The 19,236-nt window shown below is 58.2% G+C and carries 18 protein-coding genes; 6 read left to right on the top strand and 12 right to left on the bottom strand.

The window, feature by feature from the left end; all coding sequences use genetic code 11:
* Positions 1–207 precede the first annotated feature (207 nt).
* From GSR16_RS03195 to GSR16_RS03170, 6 genes are all read left to right on the top strand, one after another.
* Positions 208–759: a hydrolase gene (locus tag GSR16_RS03195; RefSeq protein ID WP_159875106.1), complete on the top strand. Its 552-nt coding sequence runs from the start codon at positions 208–210 to the stop codon at positions 757–759.
* A gap of 195 nt (positions 760–954) precedes the next feature.
* Positions 955–1,827 carry a BglG family transcription antiterminator LicT gene (licT, locus tag GSR16_RS03190; RefSeq protein ID WP_159875105.1) on the top strand — a complete coding sequence of 291 codons (873 nt, stop codon included), beginning with the start codon at positions 955–957 and terminating at the stop codon, positions 1,825–1,827.
* 210 nt (positions 1,828–2,037) lie between these two features.
* Positions 2,038–3,900, top strand: coding sequence for a beta-glucoside-specific PTS transporter subunit IIABC (locus GSR16_RS03185; RefSeq protein WP_159875104.1), 1,863 nt, complete (start codon positions 2,038–2,040; stop codon positions 3,898–3,900).
* A 10-nt stretch (positions 3,901–3,910) separates the two neighbouring features.
* Entirely contained in the window at positions 3,911–5,320 is a 1,410-nt protein-coding gene (locus GSR16_RS03180) for a glycoside hydrolase family 1 protein (protein WP_159875103.1), read from the top strand.
* Complete coding sequence (locus tag GSR16_RS03175) at positions 5,317–6,702, top strand: carbohydrate porin (RefSeq protein WP_205677488.1); 1,386 nt, start codon at positions 5,317–5,319, stop codon at positions 6,700–6,702. The genes GSR16_RS03180 and GSR16_RS03175 overlap by 4 nt, the downstream gene beginning before the upstream one ends.
* A 452-nt stretch (positions 6,703–7,154) precedes the next feature.
* Positions 7,155–7,484, top strand: a complete 330-nt coding sequence (locus GSR16_RS03170) for a DUF2322 family protein (RefSeq protein WP_159875102.1) — start codon at positions 7,155–7,157, stop codon at positions 7,482–7,484.
* Positions 7,485–7,538: 54 nt separating this feature from the next.
* Here the strand turns inward: GSR16_RS03170 and GSR16_RS03165 are convergent, their stop codons facing one another.
* From GSR16_RS03165 to GSR16_RS03110, 12 genes are all read right to left on the bottom strand, one after another.
* Positions 7,539–8,783, bottom strand: a complete 1,245-nt coding sequence (locus GSR16_RS03165; protein ID WP_159875101.1) for an aromatic amino acid transport family protein — start codon at positions 8,781–8,783, stop codon at positions 7,539–7,541.
* A 74-nt stretch (positions 8,784–8,857) separates the two neighbouring features.
* Positions 8,858–9,226: a nuclear transport factor 2 family protein gene (locus GSR16_RS03160; protein ID WP_159875100.1), complete on the bottom strand. Its 369-nt coding sequence runs from the start codon at positions 9,224–9,226 to the stop codon at positions 8,858–8,860.
* Between the two features lie 19 nt (positions 9,227–9,245).
* Positions 9,246–10,685: an FAD-dependent oxidoreductase gene (locus tag GSR16_RS03155; protein ID WP_159875099.1), complete on the bottom strand. Its 1,440-nt coding sequence runs from the start codon at positions 10,683–10,685 to the stop codon at positions 9,246–9,248.
* Positions 10,686–11,000: 315 nt separating this feature from the next.
* A complete protein-coding gene (rplI, locus tag GSR16_RS03150; protein WP_159875098.1) occupies positions 11,001–11,450 on the bottom strand; it encodes a 50S ribosomal protein L9 in 450 nt (149 codons plus the stop codon).
* An 18-nt stretch (positions 11,451–11,468) separates the two neighbouring features.
* On the bottom strand, positions 11,469–11,696 hold the full coding sequence (gene rpsR, locus GSR16_RS03145; RefSeq protein WP_011137185.1) for a 30S ribosomal protein S18: 228 nt from the start codon (positions 11,694–11,696) through the stop codon (positions 11,469–11,471).
* Positions 11,697–11,701: 5 nt separating this feature from the next.
* Positions 11,702–12,010 carry a primosomal replication protein N gene (gene priB, locus GSR16_RS03140; protein ID WP_240902588.1) on the bottom strand — a complete coding sequence of 103 codons (309 nt, stop codon included), beginning with the start codon at positions 12,008–12,010 and terminating at the stop codon, positions 11,702–11,704.
* A gap of 9 nt (positions 12,011–12,019) precedes the next feature.
* Positions 12,020–12,397 carry a 30S ribosomal protein S6 gene (gene rpsF / locus GSR16_RS03135; RefSeq protein ID WP_089085557.1) on the bottom strand — a complete coding sequence of 126 codons (378 nt, stop codon included), beginning with the start codon at positions 12,395–12,397 and terminating at the stop codon, positions 12,020–12,022.
* 153 nt (positions 12,398–12,550) lie between these two features.
* Positions 12,551–12,826, bottom strand: a complete 276-nt coding sequence (locus GSR16_RS03130) for a hypothetical protein (RefSeq protein WP_159875096.1) — start codon at positions 12,824–12,826, stop codon at positions 12,551–12,553.
* Between the two features lie 92 nt (positions 12,827–12,918).
* Entirely contained in the window at positions 12,919–13,245 is a 327-nt protein-coding gene (locus GSR16_RS03125; RefSeq protein WP_159875095.1) for a metal-sensitive transcriptional regulator, read from the bottom strand.
* A 76-nt stretch (positions 13,246–13,321) separates the two neighbouring features.
* Positions 13,322–14,824, bottom strand: a complete 1,503-nt coding sequence (locus GSR16_RS03120) for a multicopper oxidase family protein (protein ID WP_159875094.1) — start codon at positions 14,822–14,824, stop codon at positions 13,322–13,324.
* A gap of 212 nt (positions 14,825–15,036) precedes the next feature.
* Complete coding sequence (rlmB, locus tag GSR16_RS03115; protein WP_159875093.1) at positions 15,037–15,789, bottom strand: 23S rRNA (guanosine(2251)-2'-O)-methyltransferase RlmB; 753 nt, start codon at positions 15,787–15,789, stop codon at positions 15,037–15,039.
* Between the two features lie 83 nt (positions 15,790–15,872).
* Positions 15,873–19,157 (bottom strand): sensor domain-containing protein, encoded by a 3,285-nt coding sequence (locus GSR16_RS03110; protein ID WP_240902587.1) that lies wholly within the window; start codon positions 19,155–19,157, stop codon positions 15,873–15,875.
* Between the last annotated feature and the right edge of the window lie 79 nt (positions 19,158–19,236).

Below are 19,236 nucleotides of genomic sequence, written 5' to 3'. Positions count from 1 at the left end.
TCTCTCCACGGCGCAGGCAGCGGTTCTGTGTCGGCTTGCCACGCCAGGTTGCGCACGTCACCTGCTTGCAGAACTGCAATGGCAGGAGAACGGTCCCAAGAATGTTGAAGCGGCATAGTGCCACATCTGGCTTATCTGCCCATCAAGGGATTACCCTGTCAGCCAGACAGTTTATGCGTGGTAAATAACAGAGAGGGAGACACAGACATGCTGATGCAAATCGATCAGGCCACCCTGCTGGTGGTGGACATCCAGGACAAACTGCTACCGGCGGTGGATCAGGCTGACAGCATGCTGGCCGCAAGCCTGTGGCTGGTGGGTGTGGCACACGACACCGGTCTACCTATTGTGTTTTCCGAACAATATCCACGCGGCTTGGGCCATACCGAAGCCAGCTTGTTGGCACAGGCCCCGCAAGCCAGCGTGGTAGAAAAACTGCACTTCTCTTGCGTAGCCGCCGACTGCCTGCCGGACAGCTTGCTGGCACGCAAACAGGTGATTGTTTGCGGCATGGAAACCCATGTCTGCGTGTTGCAGACCGTGCTGCAACTGCTGGCGCAAGGCAAACAGGTGTTTGTGGTGGCCGATGCGGTAGCCAGCCGGCGCGACAGCGACAAGCAACTGGGCTTGCAACGCATGCAGGCAGCGGGCGCGGTATTGGTGAGTCGGGAAATGGTGCTGTTTGAAATGCTGGGCGCGGCTGGCAGCGAACTGTTCAAGGCCATGAGCCGCAAATACCTGATGGGGGTACAGCCCTGAAACTCCAGGATCCACGCTGGCAACAGGCAATGCGGCAGGCCTAATGGGCAGCTTGTCAGGCCTCACCACCTGCGAACATAATTTCCGCCATATTGGGTCTACCAAGTCTGTTTTCCCAGGCAATAATTAAAATCCGCAGCAGCATCCAGGCTTGTCACTGCAATCGCAGGCAAAACCTGATCCACAAATGAAAACGTGGATCAGGTTTTTGTTTTTGGAGCATCACCAATGCGTATTTGTAAAATACTCAACAACAATGCAGTCATTGTCCGTAATGCACAACAGCAGGAACAAGTTGTCATGGGGTGCGGACTGGGCTTTCAGAAACGCCCTGGAGATTATCTGGACAAAACCTGCATTGAAAAAACGTTTTCACTGCAAGAACCTGGCTTGCAAGCATTACTCAGCGAACTGCTGCAACGCATTCCGATAGAAATCATCACCGTCAGCGACCATGTGATTTGCCAAGCGCGGAAAAAACTTCCATTTTTGCATGACCGTATTTATCTGACTCTGGTTGACCATTTCCACTTTGCCATCGAGCGCCATCGTCAAGGAATAGCCATCCGCAACCTCATGCTGTGGGATATTCAACAACTATACCCCTGCGAATACGATATAGGCGTAGCGTCATTAGAACTGATCGCGCAGGAACTGAACTGTCAGCTACCAGTCGATGAAACCGGGTTCATTGCATTACACCTGGCCAATGCCCAATTGACTGGAGACATGCAAGTCACCAATCAGATCAGTCTCCTCATGCAGGAAGTGCTGCAGATTGTGCGTTTGAAAATGCATATAAGACTGGATGAAAATACACTGGCCTTCCATCGCCTTGTAACACACCTTAAATTTCTGGCTCAGCGAATACTCAACAAGCAGGGTTTTCCTTCCGTAGACATGGAGCTGCAAAAAATGGTGGAAGACTGCTATCCGCAAGCTTGGAATTGTGCCAAGACAATTAGCAATCATATCGAAAAGCATGCCTACCCAAAATTGACAGATGCAGAACTCATGTACCTGAGCTTGCACATTAACCGCCTACACGACCGACAAAGCAAACAATAGCAACCATAGAAATTCCGCTTTGTAATATTTAAAAAACATCCATCTTCAAGCACACAAAAAGAGCGCGTAAATGAAATAAGCCTCCGTAATAGAATCAACACATCACAAATCAACTGGATTGTTATCGCACCTGCGAGCAAAACCTGAAATCACTCTCCACCATGAGAGCTGGCTTCAGGTTTTTTTATTTAATCACTCAAGGAATAAAAAATGGAGGAACTGGCCAATACCATCCTGAGCAATATAGGTGGTAAGGACAATATAGAAAGCCTGGTTCACTGTGCTACGCGTTTGCGCTTCAAACTGAAGAATAGCAATCTGGCACAAACGGCCGAACTAAAGAAAACGCCTGGAGTGCTCATGGTGGTGGAGAGCGGTGGTCAATATCAGGTTGTCATTGGCAATGATGTTGCCAAGGTTTTTGCCGCTATCGAAAAACAACGACAACAGGCAGAAAAGTCAGTCGATGTGTCGTCCCGCGACAAGGAAACCTTATTCAGCCGCTTTATTGACGTCGTTTCCGGCATTTTCACCCCATTTCTTGGCGTCATGGCTGCGTCCGGCATCCTGAAGGGTTTGCTGGCGCTGGCGCTGGCCTGCCATTGGATGACAGCGGACAGCGGTGCTTATCACGTGCTGTATGCTGCCAGTGACGCACTCTTCTTTTTCCTGCCTATTGTCCTGGCCTATACCGCCGGACAGAAATTCGGCGGTTCGCCCTTCATCACCATGGCAATCGGGGCTGCCTTGCTGCACCCGACCATACGCAGCCTGTTTGCCAGCGGCAGTACTGGTGCGTCGCTGAATTTCTTTGGCTTGCCACTCACCTTGCTGGATTATGGCTCTTCAGTGATGCCGGTCATTTTCGCAGCCTGGTTTAGTTGCCTGCTGGAGAAGCGGGTGCAAGCACGCATCCCTGCCGCCATCCGCAATCTGGCAACGCCATTGCTTTGCCTCGTCATCACGGTTCCCTTGACCTTTTTGTTGATCGGCCCGCTGGCCACGCAGGCCAGCCATGGACTGGCGGCGGGCTATCAATGGCTCTATGCCTTGTTCCCGGTGCTGGCAGGTGCCGTCATGGGGAGCTTATGGCAGGTATTCGTCATTTTTGGCCTGCACTGGGGCTTCATCCCGCTGATGCTCAATAACCTCAGCGTGTTGGGCTACGACAGCATGCTGCCGCTGCTCTTGCCCGCGGTCATGGGCCAAGTGGGCGCGGTACTGGGTGTCATGCTGCGTAGTCGCGACAGCAAGCAACGCTCGCTGGCCGCCTCTGCCGCTACGGCTGGTTTATTCGGCATTACCGAACCGGCCATCTACGGCATCAACCTGCCTGCCAAGCGCCCTTTCCTGTTTGCCTGTATCGGCGGGGCGCTAGGCGGCATGGTGGTTGGCTATGTGCAAAGCAAGGTGTACTCGATGGGCTTGGTCAGCGTTTTTACCTTTGCACAGATCATTCCGCCAAGCGGGGTGGATGGCAGCGTGTGGGGTACCTTCATCGGGACTGGCATTGCCTGCCTGTTTGCCTTGCTGGCCACCTTTTTCTTTGGCCTGCCTGCCACGGTAAAAACCAGTCCGCGCCATCCCGTCCAAACAGAACAGCACACTATTCTCTCGCCCATTAGCGGCAATATCCGCCAGCTCTCCAGCATTCACGATACGGCCTTTGCATCCGGTGCGCTGGGCGCTGGGATTGCCATCCATCCCACCACGAACAGCCTGCACGCGCCTTGTGCCGGCAGCATCAGCGGTGTGCAACCTTCCGGGCATGCACTCACCCTGCACACCGAGCATGGCGTGGAAATACTGATTCATGTCGGCATCAATACCATCCATTTGCAGGGACAGCATTTTCATCCACAGATTGCGCCGGGGCAGCGCGTCACAGCAGGCCAGCTACTGATGCACATTGATCGAGAAGCCATTCAGGCGGCCGGGTATGACCCCACCGTGCTGCTTACCCTGTGCCAAGGTGCGGACAAGGCCAGCATCCAGCTACTGCAAGCCGGCCAGGTTCAAACCGGCGACCCATTGTTTCTGCTTCACACCGAGCCTCTCCCAACCCAAGCTTAAGGAGTACAACATGCAACGTTTTCCCGAGCATTTCCTATGGGGTGGTGCTATTGCCGCCAATCAGGTTGAAGGTGCCTACCGGGAGGGTGGCAAGGGCTTGTCCACCTCGGATGTGCAGCCCCAGGGCATTTTTGCCCCCGTCACCCCTCGCAAGGACGGCGACTTCAATATCAAGGATGTTGCCATCGACTTTTACCACCGCTACCCGGAAGACCTCGCCCTGATGGCCGAAATGGGCTTTCGCTGCCTGCGCACCTCGATTGCCTGGAGCCGGATTTTTCCTGAAGGGGACGAAACAGAAGCCAATGAAGCAGGCTTGGCTTTCTATGACGCCCTGTTTGATGCAATGGCCAGCCACGGCATCGAGCCGGTTATCACGCTGTCCCACTATGAAATGCCGCTGGGGCTGGTACAGCGTTATGGCGGCTGGCAGGACCGCCGCCTGATTACCTTTTTTGGCCGCTATGCCAACACCGTGTTCAAGCGCTTTGGCCATCGGGTGAAATACTGGCTGACCTTCAACGAAATCAATATGTCGCTGCATGCGCCGTTTACCGGGGTGGGCATGGCGGCAGACAGCTCTGCGCAAGCCATTTATCAGGCCATTCATCATCAACTGGTTGCCAGCGCCCGCGCCGTACGTGATTGCCATGCCATGCTGCCAGATGCGCAAATCGGCAATATGCTGCTGGGCGGCATTGTTTATCCGCTTAGCTGCCATCCGGACGACATGCTGGAAACACTGCGACAAAACCGGCAATGGCTGTTTTTTGGCGATGTCCAGGCACATGGCAGTTATCCGGCGTATATGGAGCGGTTTTTCCGTGAGCAACAGATTCAGCTGGAGATCAGCCAGCAAGACCTGACGGATCTGCAACATACGGTGGATTTCATCAGCTTCAGCTATTACATGTCTGGCTGCGCCACCGCAGACCCGGCGCTACAGCAGCGCTTGCGCAGCAATATTCTGGATACTGTTCCCAATCCGCATTTGCCCAGTCCGGAATGGGGCTGGCAGATTGATCCGCAAGGCCTGCGCTATCTGCTGAACCTGTTATACGACCGCTACCGCAAACCGCTATTCATTGTGGAAAACGGCCTTGGCGCACGTGATGTGGTGGCCGAGGATGGCTCCATTCAGGATGATTACCGGATCCGCTATCTGAATGATCACCTGCTGCAGGTGGCGCAAGCCCTGCAAGATGGTGTGGACGTGATGGGGTATACCAGTTGGGGACCCATTGACCTGGTCAGTGCCTCAAAAGCGCAAATGTCCAAGCGCTATGGCTTCATTTATGTTGATCGGGATGATGATGGCCAGGGCAGCCTTAAGCGCCTGCGCAAGAAAAGCTTCTTCTGGTATCGCGATGTGATTGCCAGCCAGGGCGCCAGCCTGCAAGCCGGGGAGTCCACCCGATGAACAGCGCAACTTTCTTCATGGCAACTGAGCACACACAAAACAGCTGGCCGCAACAACTTGCTCTGCTCGGCATGCTGGCATGCTGTGCCTTGCCTGCCTTGTCACATGCAACACCGGCAGAAAGCTGGGATGGCTATGTGCTGGGCATGGAAAACACGGACAACGGTGTACTGGGCGATATGCACAGCTTGCGCTCAACACTGGCAAACCATGGCTTCACCTTTAGCACTGCCTGGTTAAGCCAACTCGCCCGCAATATAGAGGGGGGATACAATCCCGACCGTCACACCGCCTACATCGACCAGTTCTGGTTCATGTTCACCCAAGACTTGTCCGATGCAACCGGTATACCGGACGCCAAAATAGAAGGAAACATTGTCAATCGCAATCATGACAATAATCTGACCGCAATGCGTCTACAGGATAATCGCGTCACTGGGGGCGACCTTGCGCAGGAGAGCTGGGGCGGACAATCCACCACACGTCTGGGCTGGCTGACGTTCAGTCGCAGCTTTCTGGATCAGCGTTTGCAATGGCGGCTGGGACTGATGAACAAGGTGCAGGATTTCGACCAATCCATTCCCTGTGATTTCCAATTGCTCAACCTGTGTGGTGGTAAAGCTGCCGCTGCCCGGACTTGGTATAACTGGAATTCACATTACTGGGGCAGTACTTTCCAATACAAGATCACCCCGGAATGGACAGTGAAAACCGGGCTACTGGAACAAAACCCTGAGGCGACTTCCCGCAGCCATGCCTGGAGTGTCAGCACCCAAGGCAGCAAAGGCGTTTTGTTCCCGCTGGAACTGGAATGGCAAACCACCGCGGTAAACGGCTTGCCCGGCATCTACAACCTGGGATGGCTCTACACCAATGCCAGGCAAAACGCCCTCTTCCAAGGCAATGCGACACAGCCCGAGCAGTATCGCCACACCGGCTATTGGTATGCCGGATTAAATCAGCAACTGACCCGTCATCATGGTGATAAACAACGCGGGCTGAGTTTTTCCTGGAGCCTCGGCCTTGGTGACAAAAGAAGTAATCCCATCCCGCTGATTACCTCCGCCTCGTTACGCTACCGTGGACTGCTGGACAGCCGACCGCAGGACATGATGGGCATTGGCACGGCCTGGATGCACTACAGCAGCAACTACCAGCGACAGCAGCAGTATCTGAATACCCAGAGCGGTATCAGCGACTATGCCGATGCCAGTTATGCACCACTCCCCGGCTATGCCATGAACAGTGAATTTTTCTATCGCGCCCAGCTCCGGCCCTGGCTGCAACTGCAACCGGGTATCCAGTACTGGAGAAAACCTGCGGGACTCAAGGAAACCCCAGATGCCTGGGTGGTAACACTCAAGACAGTCGTCATATTCTGAGTATCTTGTCGCAGCGGATTACGCCGTGGTTTGCACCATCCACTTGATAACCATGCGGGATGAGCAATGTCTGGAAGGAAAAAGTTGGCCAAAGCATTTGCTTTGGCCAACTCTGTTCCGGTGGCGGCTATGCCGCTCTGTTTTCTCCTTTGCAGACTGGCGCAGGACGGTGATTGCAAGGAGGAGGGAGCAATCACCCGTCGCCAGCTACTGCATGACATATAGCAATTGTCGTGCCAGAAAACACAATTCATTGATAACAATGAAAATATGAATATTTACTGAGCCAGCAAGCCAGCGAGCTGCCCATGTGCACAGCTAAAATGCACCATTTTGGAGCACAACCAGACCAGAATGGCGCAGTCAGCCTCAGCCTCCGAGACAGCCTGCTCTTGTGCTAGCATCAGTCACTGATTCCGACAACACCTTGCCTCAAGCAGGAAACCCACCGCATGACGACCACTTTCAAGGATATTCTGGAAACCTTGCCCGCTACCGATGGCATTGCCGCCATCGTGCTGCTGGATGCCGCTGGCGAAACCCTCACCCGTCTGGAAAACAAACCAGGCACCGCCGGTTCGGTACGGGTTTACCATGCCCTCATCAAGAAACACAGCCATATCAACCGCGCAGCAGCCCAGGAAGGCTTGCAACTGTACGCGGAACATACTGCCGATGCCCGCCTGCATCCGGGCAAACATCCGAGTATCGACCGCCTGCTGGCCATTGCCGAAGACGGCGCACCCGGCCTGCGCGCCCGCATCGTGTTGCAGGACAACTAAACTGCACCCAGCGCGACAGCCTGCCCTGCACTTGGCCGGCTATCGCCACCAGCCTTACCAGCTCTCCGGCAGCACACCAAACAGCGATACCACCGCATACACCCCGCTGAGAAAAAAAGTGGTCATGATCAGCCACTGCACACTGCGGTGGGCATACCAGCCACAGACGAACTCGCTGCCAACATCGCCCCGACGCCGTGCGGCATTCAGCAGCAGAACCGGGATGATGCCCATCAGCACACCACCAAATGTGCCGGCAAAGTACAGCGCATTGACGAAGCTGGCAATGCCCGAGTACGCCAGCAGGAAGGGCGGCAGTGCCACCACCACCAGTACCAGCAGCCGTTTTGACTTCTGGGTTTCGCTACCCAGGCGGAAGTGGTCGAAGATATTGGTGAACAGGCAGCCACCCAGCCCCCAGTAGGAAGTCAGCATGGCCAGTAAGGCGAAGATATTGGCGGTGTAATAGGCCCATTGCCCCAGCGCCCTGCCCCAGCTTAGCGTGGCCACCTGGGTCAGGTTGTCGCTGCCCACCAGGGCGATCACCGAAGCCGGAATCAGCGCGACAAAGACAAAGGTCAAGGCCATGCCGGCCATGATGAGACCCGGCAGCTTGCGCGGCGCAGTCAGATTGCCGCGTACCAGTTCCGGCACCAGAAACTGGGCACCGAACACAAATACCGCCAGGTTGAACACCGGCACCACGTACTGCCAGTGACTCAGCCACAGATTGCTCAGCCGCGCATCCTGACTGACGATGGATGCCAGAATCAGCGCCAGGATGATGACAATCATGCTGATGCTGATCAGCTTGTTGCCCGCGCCCAGCACCTTCAAGCCCAGATACAGCACGGCCACCGACGGCACGATGAACAGGATGCTGCCCAGCTCCTTGCTCATGCCATATCCACCCAGCAAATCCAGCAAGATGCTGCCGCTGCCTGCCATATAGGCAGTCAGCGCCCCGAAGCTGTTGGCCGCCACAGCCAGAAACAACAGCCAGCCCCCCAACCCGCCCAGATAACGGCGCGCCAGACCGCTGAGCTGATGGTTACCACGGGTACGTAGCGCCACTTCAGTCAGGTAGAGCATGGTAATGGTGCACAGTACACAGGTAATCGCCAGACACAACAACAACGGGACATAACCGGTCTTGCGCGCGGCAAAGGCCATGCCCAGCACCCCTGCCCCGATATTGGTACCGAAAATGATGCCTATCGTTTCCAGCCTGCCGATGGGCTGAACCAGAAGGCCAGAGTCTGCATGGGACGGCTCTGCCGCCAGTTCACTTGAATGCATGGTAGCTCCGTGGAAGTGCAAGATTCAGCCGGTCAGCGTGGTGACCACGCTGACGCGGCTGGCGACAGGTTTCACTACGGATGGGAATACAGCTTGAACGCAATACGCCAACGGCCCTGGCGCTTGCACAGCGAGACGTAATCGGTAAATACCCGCCCGGCCAATGGCGTTTGCAATTCGGCCATGGCGGCATTGCCACAGAGACGGATCTCACCTATCTGCAATCCGTAGGGTGCACCCTGAGCATGCGGCGAGGGCCGGCTTTGCAGCAGGCTGCGGTATTGCGCCTGATCCAGCCGAGACTCGGCCCCTTCGACATCACCCAGCAGCACGGCATCGGGGCGAAAAGCCTCTGCCAGTTTTTCCGGTCGACCGTAATACAGGGCCTCGTAATAGGCGGTCAGTGCCTGGCGGATCTGTTCCAGATCGGATGAGCAGGACATGCAATTCTCCAGATGGGATCTAGCGGGAATGAGGGGCCGCCGTCTTGGTTGGCGACAGTCCGGAAGGGGCCAGCTTGCACAACTGTTGCATCAGCCAGGACGGCTGACGGTTTTCATCGGCAGCCAGGTCTACCTGCCCCACCGCATGGCGGACCAGACGGCCACCGAGATAGCGCAAGGGTTCGGGCGGAAAATCGCGCTGCAGGCCATGAACCAGACCACAGCGCGACCATTCGTTGTCCAGCCGTAACGCCAGCGCGGCCAGAATCTTGCCCCCCAGCATGGAGGGGCCGACACCATTGCCGGAATAACCGATGGCATAGAAAACATTGGCCTGACCGGGCAAGGCACCAAAATGCGGCAGGCCGTTACGGGTACGATCGATCGGCCCGGTCCAGTTGCTGACGATGTCCGCTGACTGCACGCCCGGATAGGCGCGGCGCAGATGAGCCGCTACCGTGGCGGCGATGCCGGATGCGCCATCCAGCTTGTCGGCCAGCCTGGCGCCGTACACCAGTTGCTCACTACCACCGCCCTTGCCGAACACAATGCGGCCATCCGGCGTGGTGCGGTAGTAGTGCACCAGCATGCGGCTATCGGAAATGGTCATGCCACTGCTCCAGCCAATTTCCTCCAGCAAGCCAGGCAAGGGCCGTGTCATCACCACATCACTGGACACCACGACAAAAGCCTTGCGGATGTCGGCAAACTGCGCGGCCCAGGCATTCATCGCCAGAATTACCTTGTCGGCACGCACACTGCCATGGGTACATTGCACCCGCGCCGGTACACCACCGTCCAGCCGTTCCATTGGTGAAGACTCGTATACCTTGACCCCGAGCCGACGGGCATGGCGCAACAGACCGCGCGCCAGCATGGCTGGCTGAATGGAGGCCGATACCGGCTCGAACACCCCGTCCAGATGCAGGGCAGAACCAGCAAGCTGCGCCGCCTGTCCCGCAGCCAGATGCAAGAAGGGAGATTGCCCCAACCGTTCCAGTTGGCTGACGGTACTTTCCCAGCTACCGAGCTGGGCAGTGTTTGTGGCTGCCCACAACCAGCCATCCAGCCGCAACTGGGCATCGATGTCATGTTGCTGGCAGAAGGCCTGCAAATCGACAATGGCCTGCGACGACTGCTGGCACAGGCGCAGGGCTTCGGCTTGGCCGCACATTTTGGCCAGCGACTGATACTTGGCCCACAGGCTGAGCACAAAGCCGCCATTGCGGCCGCTGGCACCGCTGCCGCACAGTCTGGCCTCGGCGATGACGACCTCGGTATCGGGGTTGGCCTGCTTGATTTCGATGGCACTCCACAAACCGGTAAACCCGCCGCCCACAATGCAGACATCGGCACGAATATCCTGCCGCAGCGACTCGGGGGCAACCGGCCCCGCTGCGGCCAGCGCCTCGGCAAGCCAGCTACTGAAAGCACTACAGCGGGATGCAGCGGAGGACATGCGGTATGACTCCTTGTGTCAAGACAGCTGCCTACCGGTACAAGGCAGCCACTCACGACAGGGGCTGCCTTCAGTACAGGGCGGAGCTGTTGGAAAGATCAGCAGGGAGCTTATTTGAATTAGCCGGATAGATTGATGGGAAAGAACTGAAACAGCAGCATGAAAGGAGTTGAGCCTTGCCGGTAAAGTCTGCGGCAGGAATCAGGCAGGAGAATGCAGGGCAACGCGGCGAAGTACGGTACAGGGAGAGCAAGACATGAAAAAAGCCCGCATGAAGCGGGCTTTTTTCTTGCAGCATAATTCCGGATAAGGGAATCAGGCTTGAGCAACCACAACCACTTTGATCGGGGATACTACGTCGTGGTGCAGAGCGATTTCGATGTCGTACTCACCGATGGCCTTGAACGGGCCGTTCGGCAGGCGAACTTCGAAACGCTTGATTTCCACGCCGAATGCGGTCACGGCTTCAGCCACGTCCACATTGGTCACGGAACCGAACAGACGGCCATCAACACCGGCTTTTTGGGCGATGGTGATAACAGCGTCAACCAGCTTTTCAGCACGAACCTTGGCATCGGCCAGGATTTCAGCTTGCTTGGCTTCCAGTTCGGCACGACGTGCTTCGAACTCTTTCAGGTTGACTTCGGTAGCGCGCTTGGCTTTGCCTTGCGGGATCAGGAAGTTACGGGCGTAGCCGTTCTTAACCTTTACCACGTCACCCAGTTGACCCAGGTTGGCAACTTTTTCGAGCAGAATGATTTGCATCTTAAGTCCTTTCCCGGCTTAGTGTTGATCGGTGTAAGGCAGGAAAGCCAGGAAGCGAGCACGCTTGATAGCAGTGGTCAGCTGACGCTGGTAGCGAGCCTTGGTACCGGTAATGCGAGCCGGGATGATTTTGCCGTTTTCGGCGATGAAGTCTTTCAGGAGATCAACGGATTTGTAGTCGATTTCCTTGATGCCTTCTGCCGTAAAGCGGCAGAACTTCTTGCGCTTGAAGAGTTGACGAGCCATTTTGACTAACCTTTTACAAATTCAACATATTCGATATTGAGTACCAACCGCGGATTCTTCAGACTGCGCTGGGACAGAAAGCCGGTGAGTGTCACCGTGTTTCCCGCCAGTTTCCCGGCATGTTTCCGGGCGTCTTCTCCAATCAGCACGGCCTGGATTTCACAGGCCACATCGCGTTCGAACCCGCCGGCAGTCTGTCTTGACTGATGCCGGACCCACATTTGCACTACCGGAATACCGGCAGGGGTGTAACGCAGGTCTTCTTCGCGTTCGACCGTCGCGGTCAATACCAGACGGTTCTGCAAGTCCTTCACTCCTGCCTATCAGGCAGCAGCTTCGGCCTCGGCTGCCGGCTGCTGGGAATCCAGCAGATTCTTAGCCTTTTCGTCCTTCATCATCGGGGACGCTTCGGTAATGGCGCGGTCCAGTTTGATGGTCAGGTGACGCAGAACAGCGTCGTTGAACTTGAAGGCGTGCTCGATCTCGGCCAGGGTTTCGGACTGGCACTCAACGTTCATCAGAACGTAGTGGGCTTTGTGCAGCTTCTGGATCGGGTAAGCCAGTTGACGACGGCCCCAGTCTTCCAGACGGTGGATCTTGCCTTCAGCGGCCAGAACCATGCCCTTGTAGCGCTCGATCATGGCCGGAACCTGTTCGCTCTGGTCCGGATGGACGATGAACACGATTTCGTAATGACGCATGTTAACTCCTTATGGCTATTTAGCTTTTTGCCATGCGGTTGCAAAAAGCAAGGTAGTGAAACCGCAGCATTCTACGCACTTAATCTGGGCTGGGCAAACTAAATCGACCATGCAGGCCGGGTAATGTGCCATCTGCCCGATCAAAAACAACAGCTACATGCGTTTGTCGCGGTGAATTTCGCTGATCAGGCCCTGATGCAGGGTGATTACCGTGGTATAGGGCAGATCGATGTCGCCCAGCCAGTACAGCTGCGTGTCGCCACTAGCGGCTGGGTCGTTGCGCACATAATCGGGCTTGCCCGCAAGCTGCTGCAGCTCGCTGGCGGGCATGTCGCGGTGCAGGTGCATGAATTGTTCGAACGGTAGCGGATCGGCCTGCAGCAGCGATGACAGCAACAAGCCTGCCAGCGCAGGCAAAAGGGTTTTCATGGCAATGCTTCTCTTACCGGGTGGGAAGCCAGAGTATTCCACAGGCAAGCGCGGACATGGCTGGCCGCCATGAAATTTCCGGTCAATGTTGTTTAACGCACCTTTTTCACCACATCGATCAGCTCGGTCACCATGCCGGTGGCGTCGCCTTCCTGCAGGGCACGGCTGACACAGCCCTTCATGTGGTTTTCCAGCAACTGCATGGCAACTGCATCCAGGGCTGACTTCACTGCCGCCACCTGGGTGAGCACATCCACGCAGTAACGGTCTGATTCCACCATGCCGCTGATGCCACGTACCTGCCCCTCGATACGAGCCAGACGCTTGAGCAGCGCTGCCTTGTTGGGCTGGGTCACGCTCTTGCCACTGGCTTCCGGCTGCGGGTGGCAGCAGGCGTCGTTTTTTGGGGCAAGGCTCATGCGGACTCCGCGTTCTGGATTGAAATCAGGGCTGCCAGTGTAACACCGGCAGCACCGGGCTTGCGCAGCCTGCCGCTCAGGCGCTGACCTCCAGCATGGCCATCATGCCGGCGTCTTCGTGCTCCAGGATATGGCAGTGGAACATGCGCAGGCCGGGCATGGCCTGCACAAAGCGCAAACGCACCGTCTCACCCGCCGGAATATTCACCACATCGCGCCAGGCCAGGAAGGGTTCTGGCTGCCACACGCCATCATCCGTGCGGGCTATCACCTGGAACTGGGTGCCGTGGATGTGGAAGGGGTGGTCCATGTGCGCCTGGCTGACGATGTCCCATTCTTCGATCTGGCCGACCTTGCCGCTGAAATCCACCCGGTTCATGTCGAACTTCTTGCCGTTGATCAGGAACATGGCATCCGGGTTGGCCATGTTCTCGCTGAAGTTGACCACCCGCTTGACCGCAGGCTTGCCCAGCGCGGCGATGTCGCGCAGTTTGTCCGGCAGCGCGGCGGTAGCCTTGCTGCCCGCCTGCCGGATGGTGGCAAGGGTGAGGGTTTCGGCCTGTTCCGGGCTCATGGCCTTGCCACGGTTGTAGGGCAGCGCCTGCAGGGCTGATGGCTGGCCATGCGTGAAGCGCCCGGTGATGACGATCTCCGCCCGCTCGCCTGGCGACAGCAGCAGCGTATCAATGCGACGCGGCGCGCCAATCAGCCCGCCATCCGTCCCCACCAGCTTTACTTCGTGCGCGGGCAAGGCCAGTTTCATGATGCGCGCGCTGCTGGCATTCCAGATGCGCCAGCGCTGCCGTTCGCCCTCGGCCAGGGTAATCACCGGCTGCCAGCCGCCATTCACCAGCACGAACTGGCCTTCGCGGCCATCATGCCGGTCGGCAGCACTGCTATCCGCAATCTGGCCATGGACATCCAGCTTCAGGTCGGACAGCACCAGCCATTGCTCCGGCAGATGGGCCAGCGGGTCGTTGCGGCTTTTCACCACGAATACCCCGGCCAGCCCCATATAAGCCTGCTGTGCGGTATGGCCATGCGGGTGCGGGTGGTACCAGTAGCTGGCGGCACTACCGGCTGGCAGCTTGAAGTGGTAATTGCGGGTCTGGCCCGGCAGCACCGGCGCGTGCGGATTGCCGTCCTGCTCCGCCGGCACCGGCATGCCGTGCCAGTGAATGGTGCTGGGCTGCCGCAGCTTATTGGCAAAAGCAATGCTCACTTCGTCCCCTTCCCAGGCCACGATGGCCGGGCCGGGAATCTGGCCGTTATAGGCCCAGAAGGCGGTGGCCGGCTTGCCCGGCAACAGCGGCAGGCTGACCGGTGCGGCACGCAGCTGGCCAAGGAATTGGCCGGCCGCACCCTGGTTGGCCAGCTTGGACAGGGCCGGTAAAGGCAGGCCACGCGGCAGGCCGAGACCCTCTGCCGCCGGCAGGGCTGCATCGGTGGCAGCGCCATGCCCCATCGCGGCGTGATCCATGCCCGGCATGTCGGCCATGCCTTCTGCCCAGCTCTTGCGCAGTAGCAGCGGCGTCAGCGCCAGCGCGCTGCTCCAGTGCAGGAAATGTCTTCTGTCCATGTAGTGACTCCGTCAGCAAATGAAATGCGCTTGATCCTGCCTGGCTGCATTCAGGATCGCCACGCCATACCCCCCAAGGGTATAAGCACCATAGAGTGCAGTATACGCACCCGGGTTCCGCAACGGAGCAGACTCAGCACAAAAAGCTGACCGCCATCAAAAAACCCCATGCCGCGGCATGGGGTTTGCAGGATGAATGTGGTGCAGAAGCCTCAGCCAGCCTGTGCTTTCAATACGCGCTGACGGCGGCTTTCCGCCAGCACCATGCCGGAAGACACCGACACATTGAGGCTTTCCACAGTACCGAACATGGGGATGGACACCAGCACATCGCAGTGCTCGCGCGTCAGGCGGCGCATGCCCTCGCCTTCCGAACCCATCACCCAGGCCAGCGGGCCGGCGGCATCGACATGGAACAGATCGGTATCGGCTTCCATGGTGGTGCCGGCAATCCATACCCCGGCGTCTTTCAGATCGCGCAGAGTGCGGGCCAGATTGGTGACGGTAATGTAGGGAATCACTTCGGCAGCGCCGCAGGCCACCTTGGACACAGTGGCGTTCAGCCCGGCCGAGCGGTCCTTGGGGGCAATCACCGCATGCGCGCCCATGGCATCGGCCACGCGCAGGCAGGCGCCCAGATTGTGCGGGTCGGTGACGCCATCCAGAATCAGCAGCAGCGGCGGTTCGCTGAGGTTTTCCAGCACGTCGTCTAGGTCGACATGGTTGCGGCTGGCGTCAATCATCGCCACCACACCTTGATGGCGGGCGTTGCCGCTCATGCTGTCCAGCCTGGCCTTGTCGACAATGTGCAGCTTGATGTTTTCTTCAGCGGCCTTGTCCAGCACGGCCTTGGCGCGCTCGTCCTGCCGGCCTCCGGCCAGCCAGATTTCGATCAGGCTTTTCGGGTTCTGCCACAAGCGGGCGTTGATGGCATGAAAGCCGTGGATGAGTCGCTTGTTGCTCATGCGCTTGAAGCCTTGTAAACGGGAATGGGCGCTATTGTAGCCGCAAAGCCAGGGCCTTGCTGCCAAACTGCAGCGCCCGCAGCCTACATCCCGCCCTGCCAGTCCGCCAGGACTGCCAGCCGGGCCGACTTGGCCAAACGCTCCGCCAGTTGCGGAAACTCCACCGCCGGCACCGGTTTGCCAAAGTGGTAGCCCTGCAGCAGGGTGCAGCCCTTGAGTTCCAGAAAATCTGCCTGAGCCGCATTTTCCACACCTTCGGCCACCACCTTGAACTTGAGCTTCTTGGCCATGGCCAGGATGGCTTCGGCAATGGCGGCATTGTCTTCATCACCCGGCAGGCCGTCGACAAAGGAGCGGTCGATCTTCAGCGTATCCAGCGGGAAACGCTTGAGGTGTGACAGCGAGGAATAACCGGTACCAAAGTCGTCAATTGACAGCCACACCCCCAGTGCTTTCAGTTCGGCCAGCTGGTGCACGGCTTCCACCGGGTTCTGCATGATCATGCTTTCGGTGATTTCCAGCTCCAGCCGGCAGGCATCCAGCCCGGTGGTTTGCAAGGCACGGGCCACATTGTCCACCAGCGTGGTCTGTTCAAACTGGCGCGCGGACAGGTTGACGGCCACGCGCGGTACAAACAGCCCGGCATCGTCCCAGGCCTTGATCTGGCGGCAGGCTTCCTGCAGCACCCAGTCGCCAATCGGCTTGATCAGGCCGGTTTCCTCGGCCAGCGGAATGAAGCGCAGCGGCGGAATCAGCCCCAGTTGCGGGTGACGCCAGCGGATCAGCACTTCTACCCCGGACATGTCGCGGCTGGCAGCATTGAGCTGCGGCTGGTAGTGCAGTTCGAATTCACCCCGCTCCAGCGCCTGGCGCATGCCGTTTTCCAGCAGCAGGCGTTCGAAGGTCTGGGTGTTCATCTCGGCATCAAAGAACTGGTAGGTGTTCTTGCCGGCGTCCTTGGCACGGTACATGGCGACATCGGCGTTTTTCAGCAGGCTGCGCGCATCGGTGCCGTCATTGGGGAATACGCTGATGCCGATGCTGCCGGTGACAAACACTTCGTGTTCTTCCAGCCGCAGGCCACGTCCCAGCACGGTGAGGATGTCCTCGGCCAGCCCGGCCAGCTCGGCCTGGTCGGCAAATTCGGTCAGCAGCAGGGTGAATTCGTCGCCGCCTTGGCGTGCCAGCAGGCCACGCTCGCCCACCGAGTTGGACAGGCGAATGGCAATTTCGCGCAGCAGTTCATCACCGGACTGATGGCCGAAGGAGTCGTTGATCAGCTTGAAACGGTCCAGGTCGATGAACATCACCGCCAAGGGCGTCGGTTCGCCGCTCATGTCGACAATGGACTGTTCCAGCCGGCTGATCAGGCTGCTGCGATTGGGCAGCCGGGTGAGCGGGTCGTGATTGGCCAGAAACTGCAGCCGCTCTTCGGCCTGCTTGCGCACGGTGATGTCGGAAAACACCGCCACGTAGTTGCTGTGGAAGCCACCGTCGTCACGCACCAACGAGATGGACAGTTCGGCCGGATACCAGTCTCCGTTCTTGCGCCGGTCGCGCATTTCGCCCTGCCACTGGCCATGCTGGGCCAGCGCCTGCTGCATTTGCTGGCTGACGCTATCGTCACTGTCGGCAAAAATGCGCGACAGCTTGCCCAGCGCTTCGGCCTCTTCGTAACCGGTGATGCGGGTAAAAGCGTGGTTGACCGCGATGATGCGGGTATCGGCGTCGAGAATCAGGATGCCTTCAGCTGAATTTTCAAACACTTTGGCCGCCAGCTTCAGGTTGGTATCGGCAGCGATGCGGTCGGAGATATCCACCACCACACCGATCAGCGCCGGCTTGCCGTCATACTCCACCAGCCGGCTGTGGACTTCCAGATCGACCAGCCGCCCGTCACGGCTGATGGCGCGCGTGGTGTAGTGCATTACCTGGATGTTGTCGCGCAGGCGGCGCTTGATCTGCAGCCGGATGCGGCTGGCTTCGCTGGGCGGCAGCAGGCTTTCCAGCGGCATGTCCTGCATGTCTTCGGGCTGGTAGCCAACAATATCGGCCAGCTTGGGGTTGACATACACCAGCCGCTCGTCCTGCAGGATATAAATACCCACCAGGGTTTGCTCCACCAGCGCCCAGTACTTTTCCTCGGCTTCTTTCTTGGCTTTCTGCTCTTCCCGCGTACGGGTGATGTCAGTATCCACGCTGCCCACACCGGCGGGCCGACCCTGGCTGTCGAACAAGGGAAACTTGGTCACCAGCATGGTGAAGGTGGCATCACCGACGCTGAAGCTTTCCTCGAACTGACGCGGTTCCAGGCAATTGAGTACCACCTCGTCCTGCTGCTGGATGCGCCGGGCATCTTCCGGTACAAAATAATCCGCCAGCGAACGCCCTACCATGGCGTATTCGGTCACCCCCAGCATGCGGCTGTAAGCACGGTTGGCCAGCAGAAAACGACCATCCAGCCCCTTGAGCGACATCATGTTGGGACTGTTGTTGACCAGCGACTCCACCCGTGAGCGGAATTCGTTCAGCTCGTCGTCCTTGCGCCGGTGAATATCGCTGAGCGTGGCCACCAGCAGAGATGCCACGATGAAGGTCAGGCACAAGGCCGTTTCCGTCATCAGCTCGGTGCTGCCAGCGTACAGGTACAGGCTGGGGAAAAAGCCTGGCAGCGACAATAGCAGGCACAGCAGCGAGCCGGACAGGCAGGCCCCCAGCAGACGGCCACGGAAAGCCGCCCAGATCATCAGTGGGAAGAACAACACCGGGCGGGGAAAAGGCAGGTTGTGGGTATTGCTCACCATTGACGCCCACACCGCCAGCATCACCAGCAGGATCACCAGCAGCTCCAGCAGGCGGCGGCGATCCGGCAAGCCCGGCAGGCGTAACAGCGGCAGCCAGCAGGTCATGGCCAGCATGCAGCAAGCGGCCGCCAGCGCCATCCACGGCAACACCATGGCCAGGCTGCCATGCCAGAAGCAAAACAACCCCAGCAGGGCAACCGGCGGTGCCGCAAGGTAGGCGCACACTTCCAGCAGGTTCAGCAACAGGTGGGAAATGACCGAGGCATCCGACAGCGCCACCGGCTGCGCGCGCAACAAGCGGGCCCCTGGCAGCAACAGCAGCAGCGACAGGCTCAGTGCGCCAGCCCATGACCACGGCAACCACTGGCTGCAGATCAGCCAGGCGGCCAGCGGCCAGTACCACACCGCGCCGAAACCACGCCACAGCAGCCAGCCGGCAAACAAGCCATGCGGCAGGAAGCCGTACAGCGGAATTTCACCCAGCGCCTGCCTGGGCCACAACAACAAGCTGGCAGCAAACAGCAGAAATGCCGCCCAGCCGGCAAACAGCCCCTTAGTTTTCACTCTCCCAGTCCTTTGCAGCCACGCTCTGACCATGCCCGGCACCTGCCGGGCACTATTGATTGGTATAGGGTTCAGATTT

The sequence above is a fragment of the Aquitalea denitrificans genome (assembly GCF_009856625.1).
Classification (GTDB): Bacteria; Pseudomonadota; Gammaproteobacteria; order Burkholderiales; family Chromobacteriaceae; genus Aquitalea; species Aquitalea denitrificans.
The sequence above is the reverse complement of the archived record's forward strand: the minus strand, read 5'-3'. Positions and strand labels throughout refer to the sequence as shown.

Excerpts from the sequence above, each read along its gene's own strand:
- GSR16_RS03195 (WP_159875106.1), top strand. The coding sequence starts at position 208 with ATGCTGATGCAAATCGATCAGGCCACCCTGCTGGTGGTGGACATCCAG.
- GSR16_RS03185 (WP_159875104.1), top strand. The coding sequence starts at position 2,038 with ATGGAGGAACTGGCCAATACCATCCTGAGCAATATAGGTGGTAAGGAC.
- GSR16_RS03180 (WP_159875103.1), top strand. The coding sequence starts at position 3,911 with ATGCAACGTTTTCCCGAGCATTTCCTATGGGGTGGTGCTATTGCCGCC.
- GSR16_RS03175 (WP_205677488.1), top strand. The coding sequence starts at position 5,317 with ATGAACAGCGCAACTTTCTTCATGGCAACTGAGCACACACAAAACAGC.
- GSR16_RS03170 (WP_159875102.1), top strand. The coding sequence starts at position 7,155 with ATGACGACCACTTTCAAGGATATTCTGGAAACCTTGCCCGCTACCGAT.
- GSR16_RS03165 (WP_159875101.1), bottom strand. The coding sequence starts at position 8,783 with ATGCATTCAAGTGAACTGGCGGCAGAGCCGTCCCATGCAGACTCTGGC.
- GSR16_RS03160 (WP_159875100.1), bottom strand. The coding sequence starts at position 9,226 with ATGTCCTGCTCATCCGATCTGGAACAGATCCGCCAGGCACTGACCGCC.
- GSR16_RS03155 (WP_159875099.1), bottom strand. The coding sequence starts at position 10,685 with ATGTCCTCCGCTGCATCCCGCTGTAGTGCTTTCAGTAGCTGGCTTGCC.
- rplI (WP_159875098.1), bottom strand. The coding sequence starts at position 11,450 with ATGCAAATCATTCTGCTCGAAAAAGTTGCCAACCTGGGTCAACTGGGT.
- rpsR (WP_011137185.1), bottom strand. The coding sequence starts at position 11,696 with ATGGCTCGTCAACTCTTCAAGCGCAAGAAGTTCTGCCGCTTTACGGCA.
- rpsF (WP_089085557.1), bottom strand. The coding sequence starts at position 12,397 with ATGCGTCATTACGAAATCGTGTTCATCGTCCATCCGGACCAGAGCGAA.
- GSR16_RS03130 (WP_159875096.1), bottom strand. The coding sequence starts at position 12,826 with ATGAAAACCCTTTTGCCTGCGCTGGCAGGCTTGTTGCTGTCATCGCTG.
- GSR16_RS03125 (WP_159875095.1), bottom strand. The coding sequence starts at position 13,245 with ATGAGCCTTGCCCCAAAAAACGACGCCTGCTGCCACCCGCAGCCGGAA.
- GSR16_RS03120 (WP_159875094.1), bottom strand. The coding sequence starts at position 14,824 with ATGGACAGAAGACATTTCCTGCACTGGAGCAGCGCGCTGGCGCTGACG.
- rlmB (WP_159875093.1), bottom strand. The coding sequence starts at position 15,789 with ATGAGCAACAAGCGACTCATCCACGGCTTTCATGCCATCAACGCCCGC.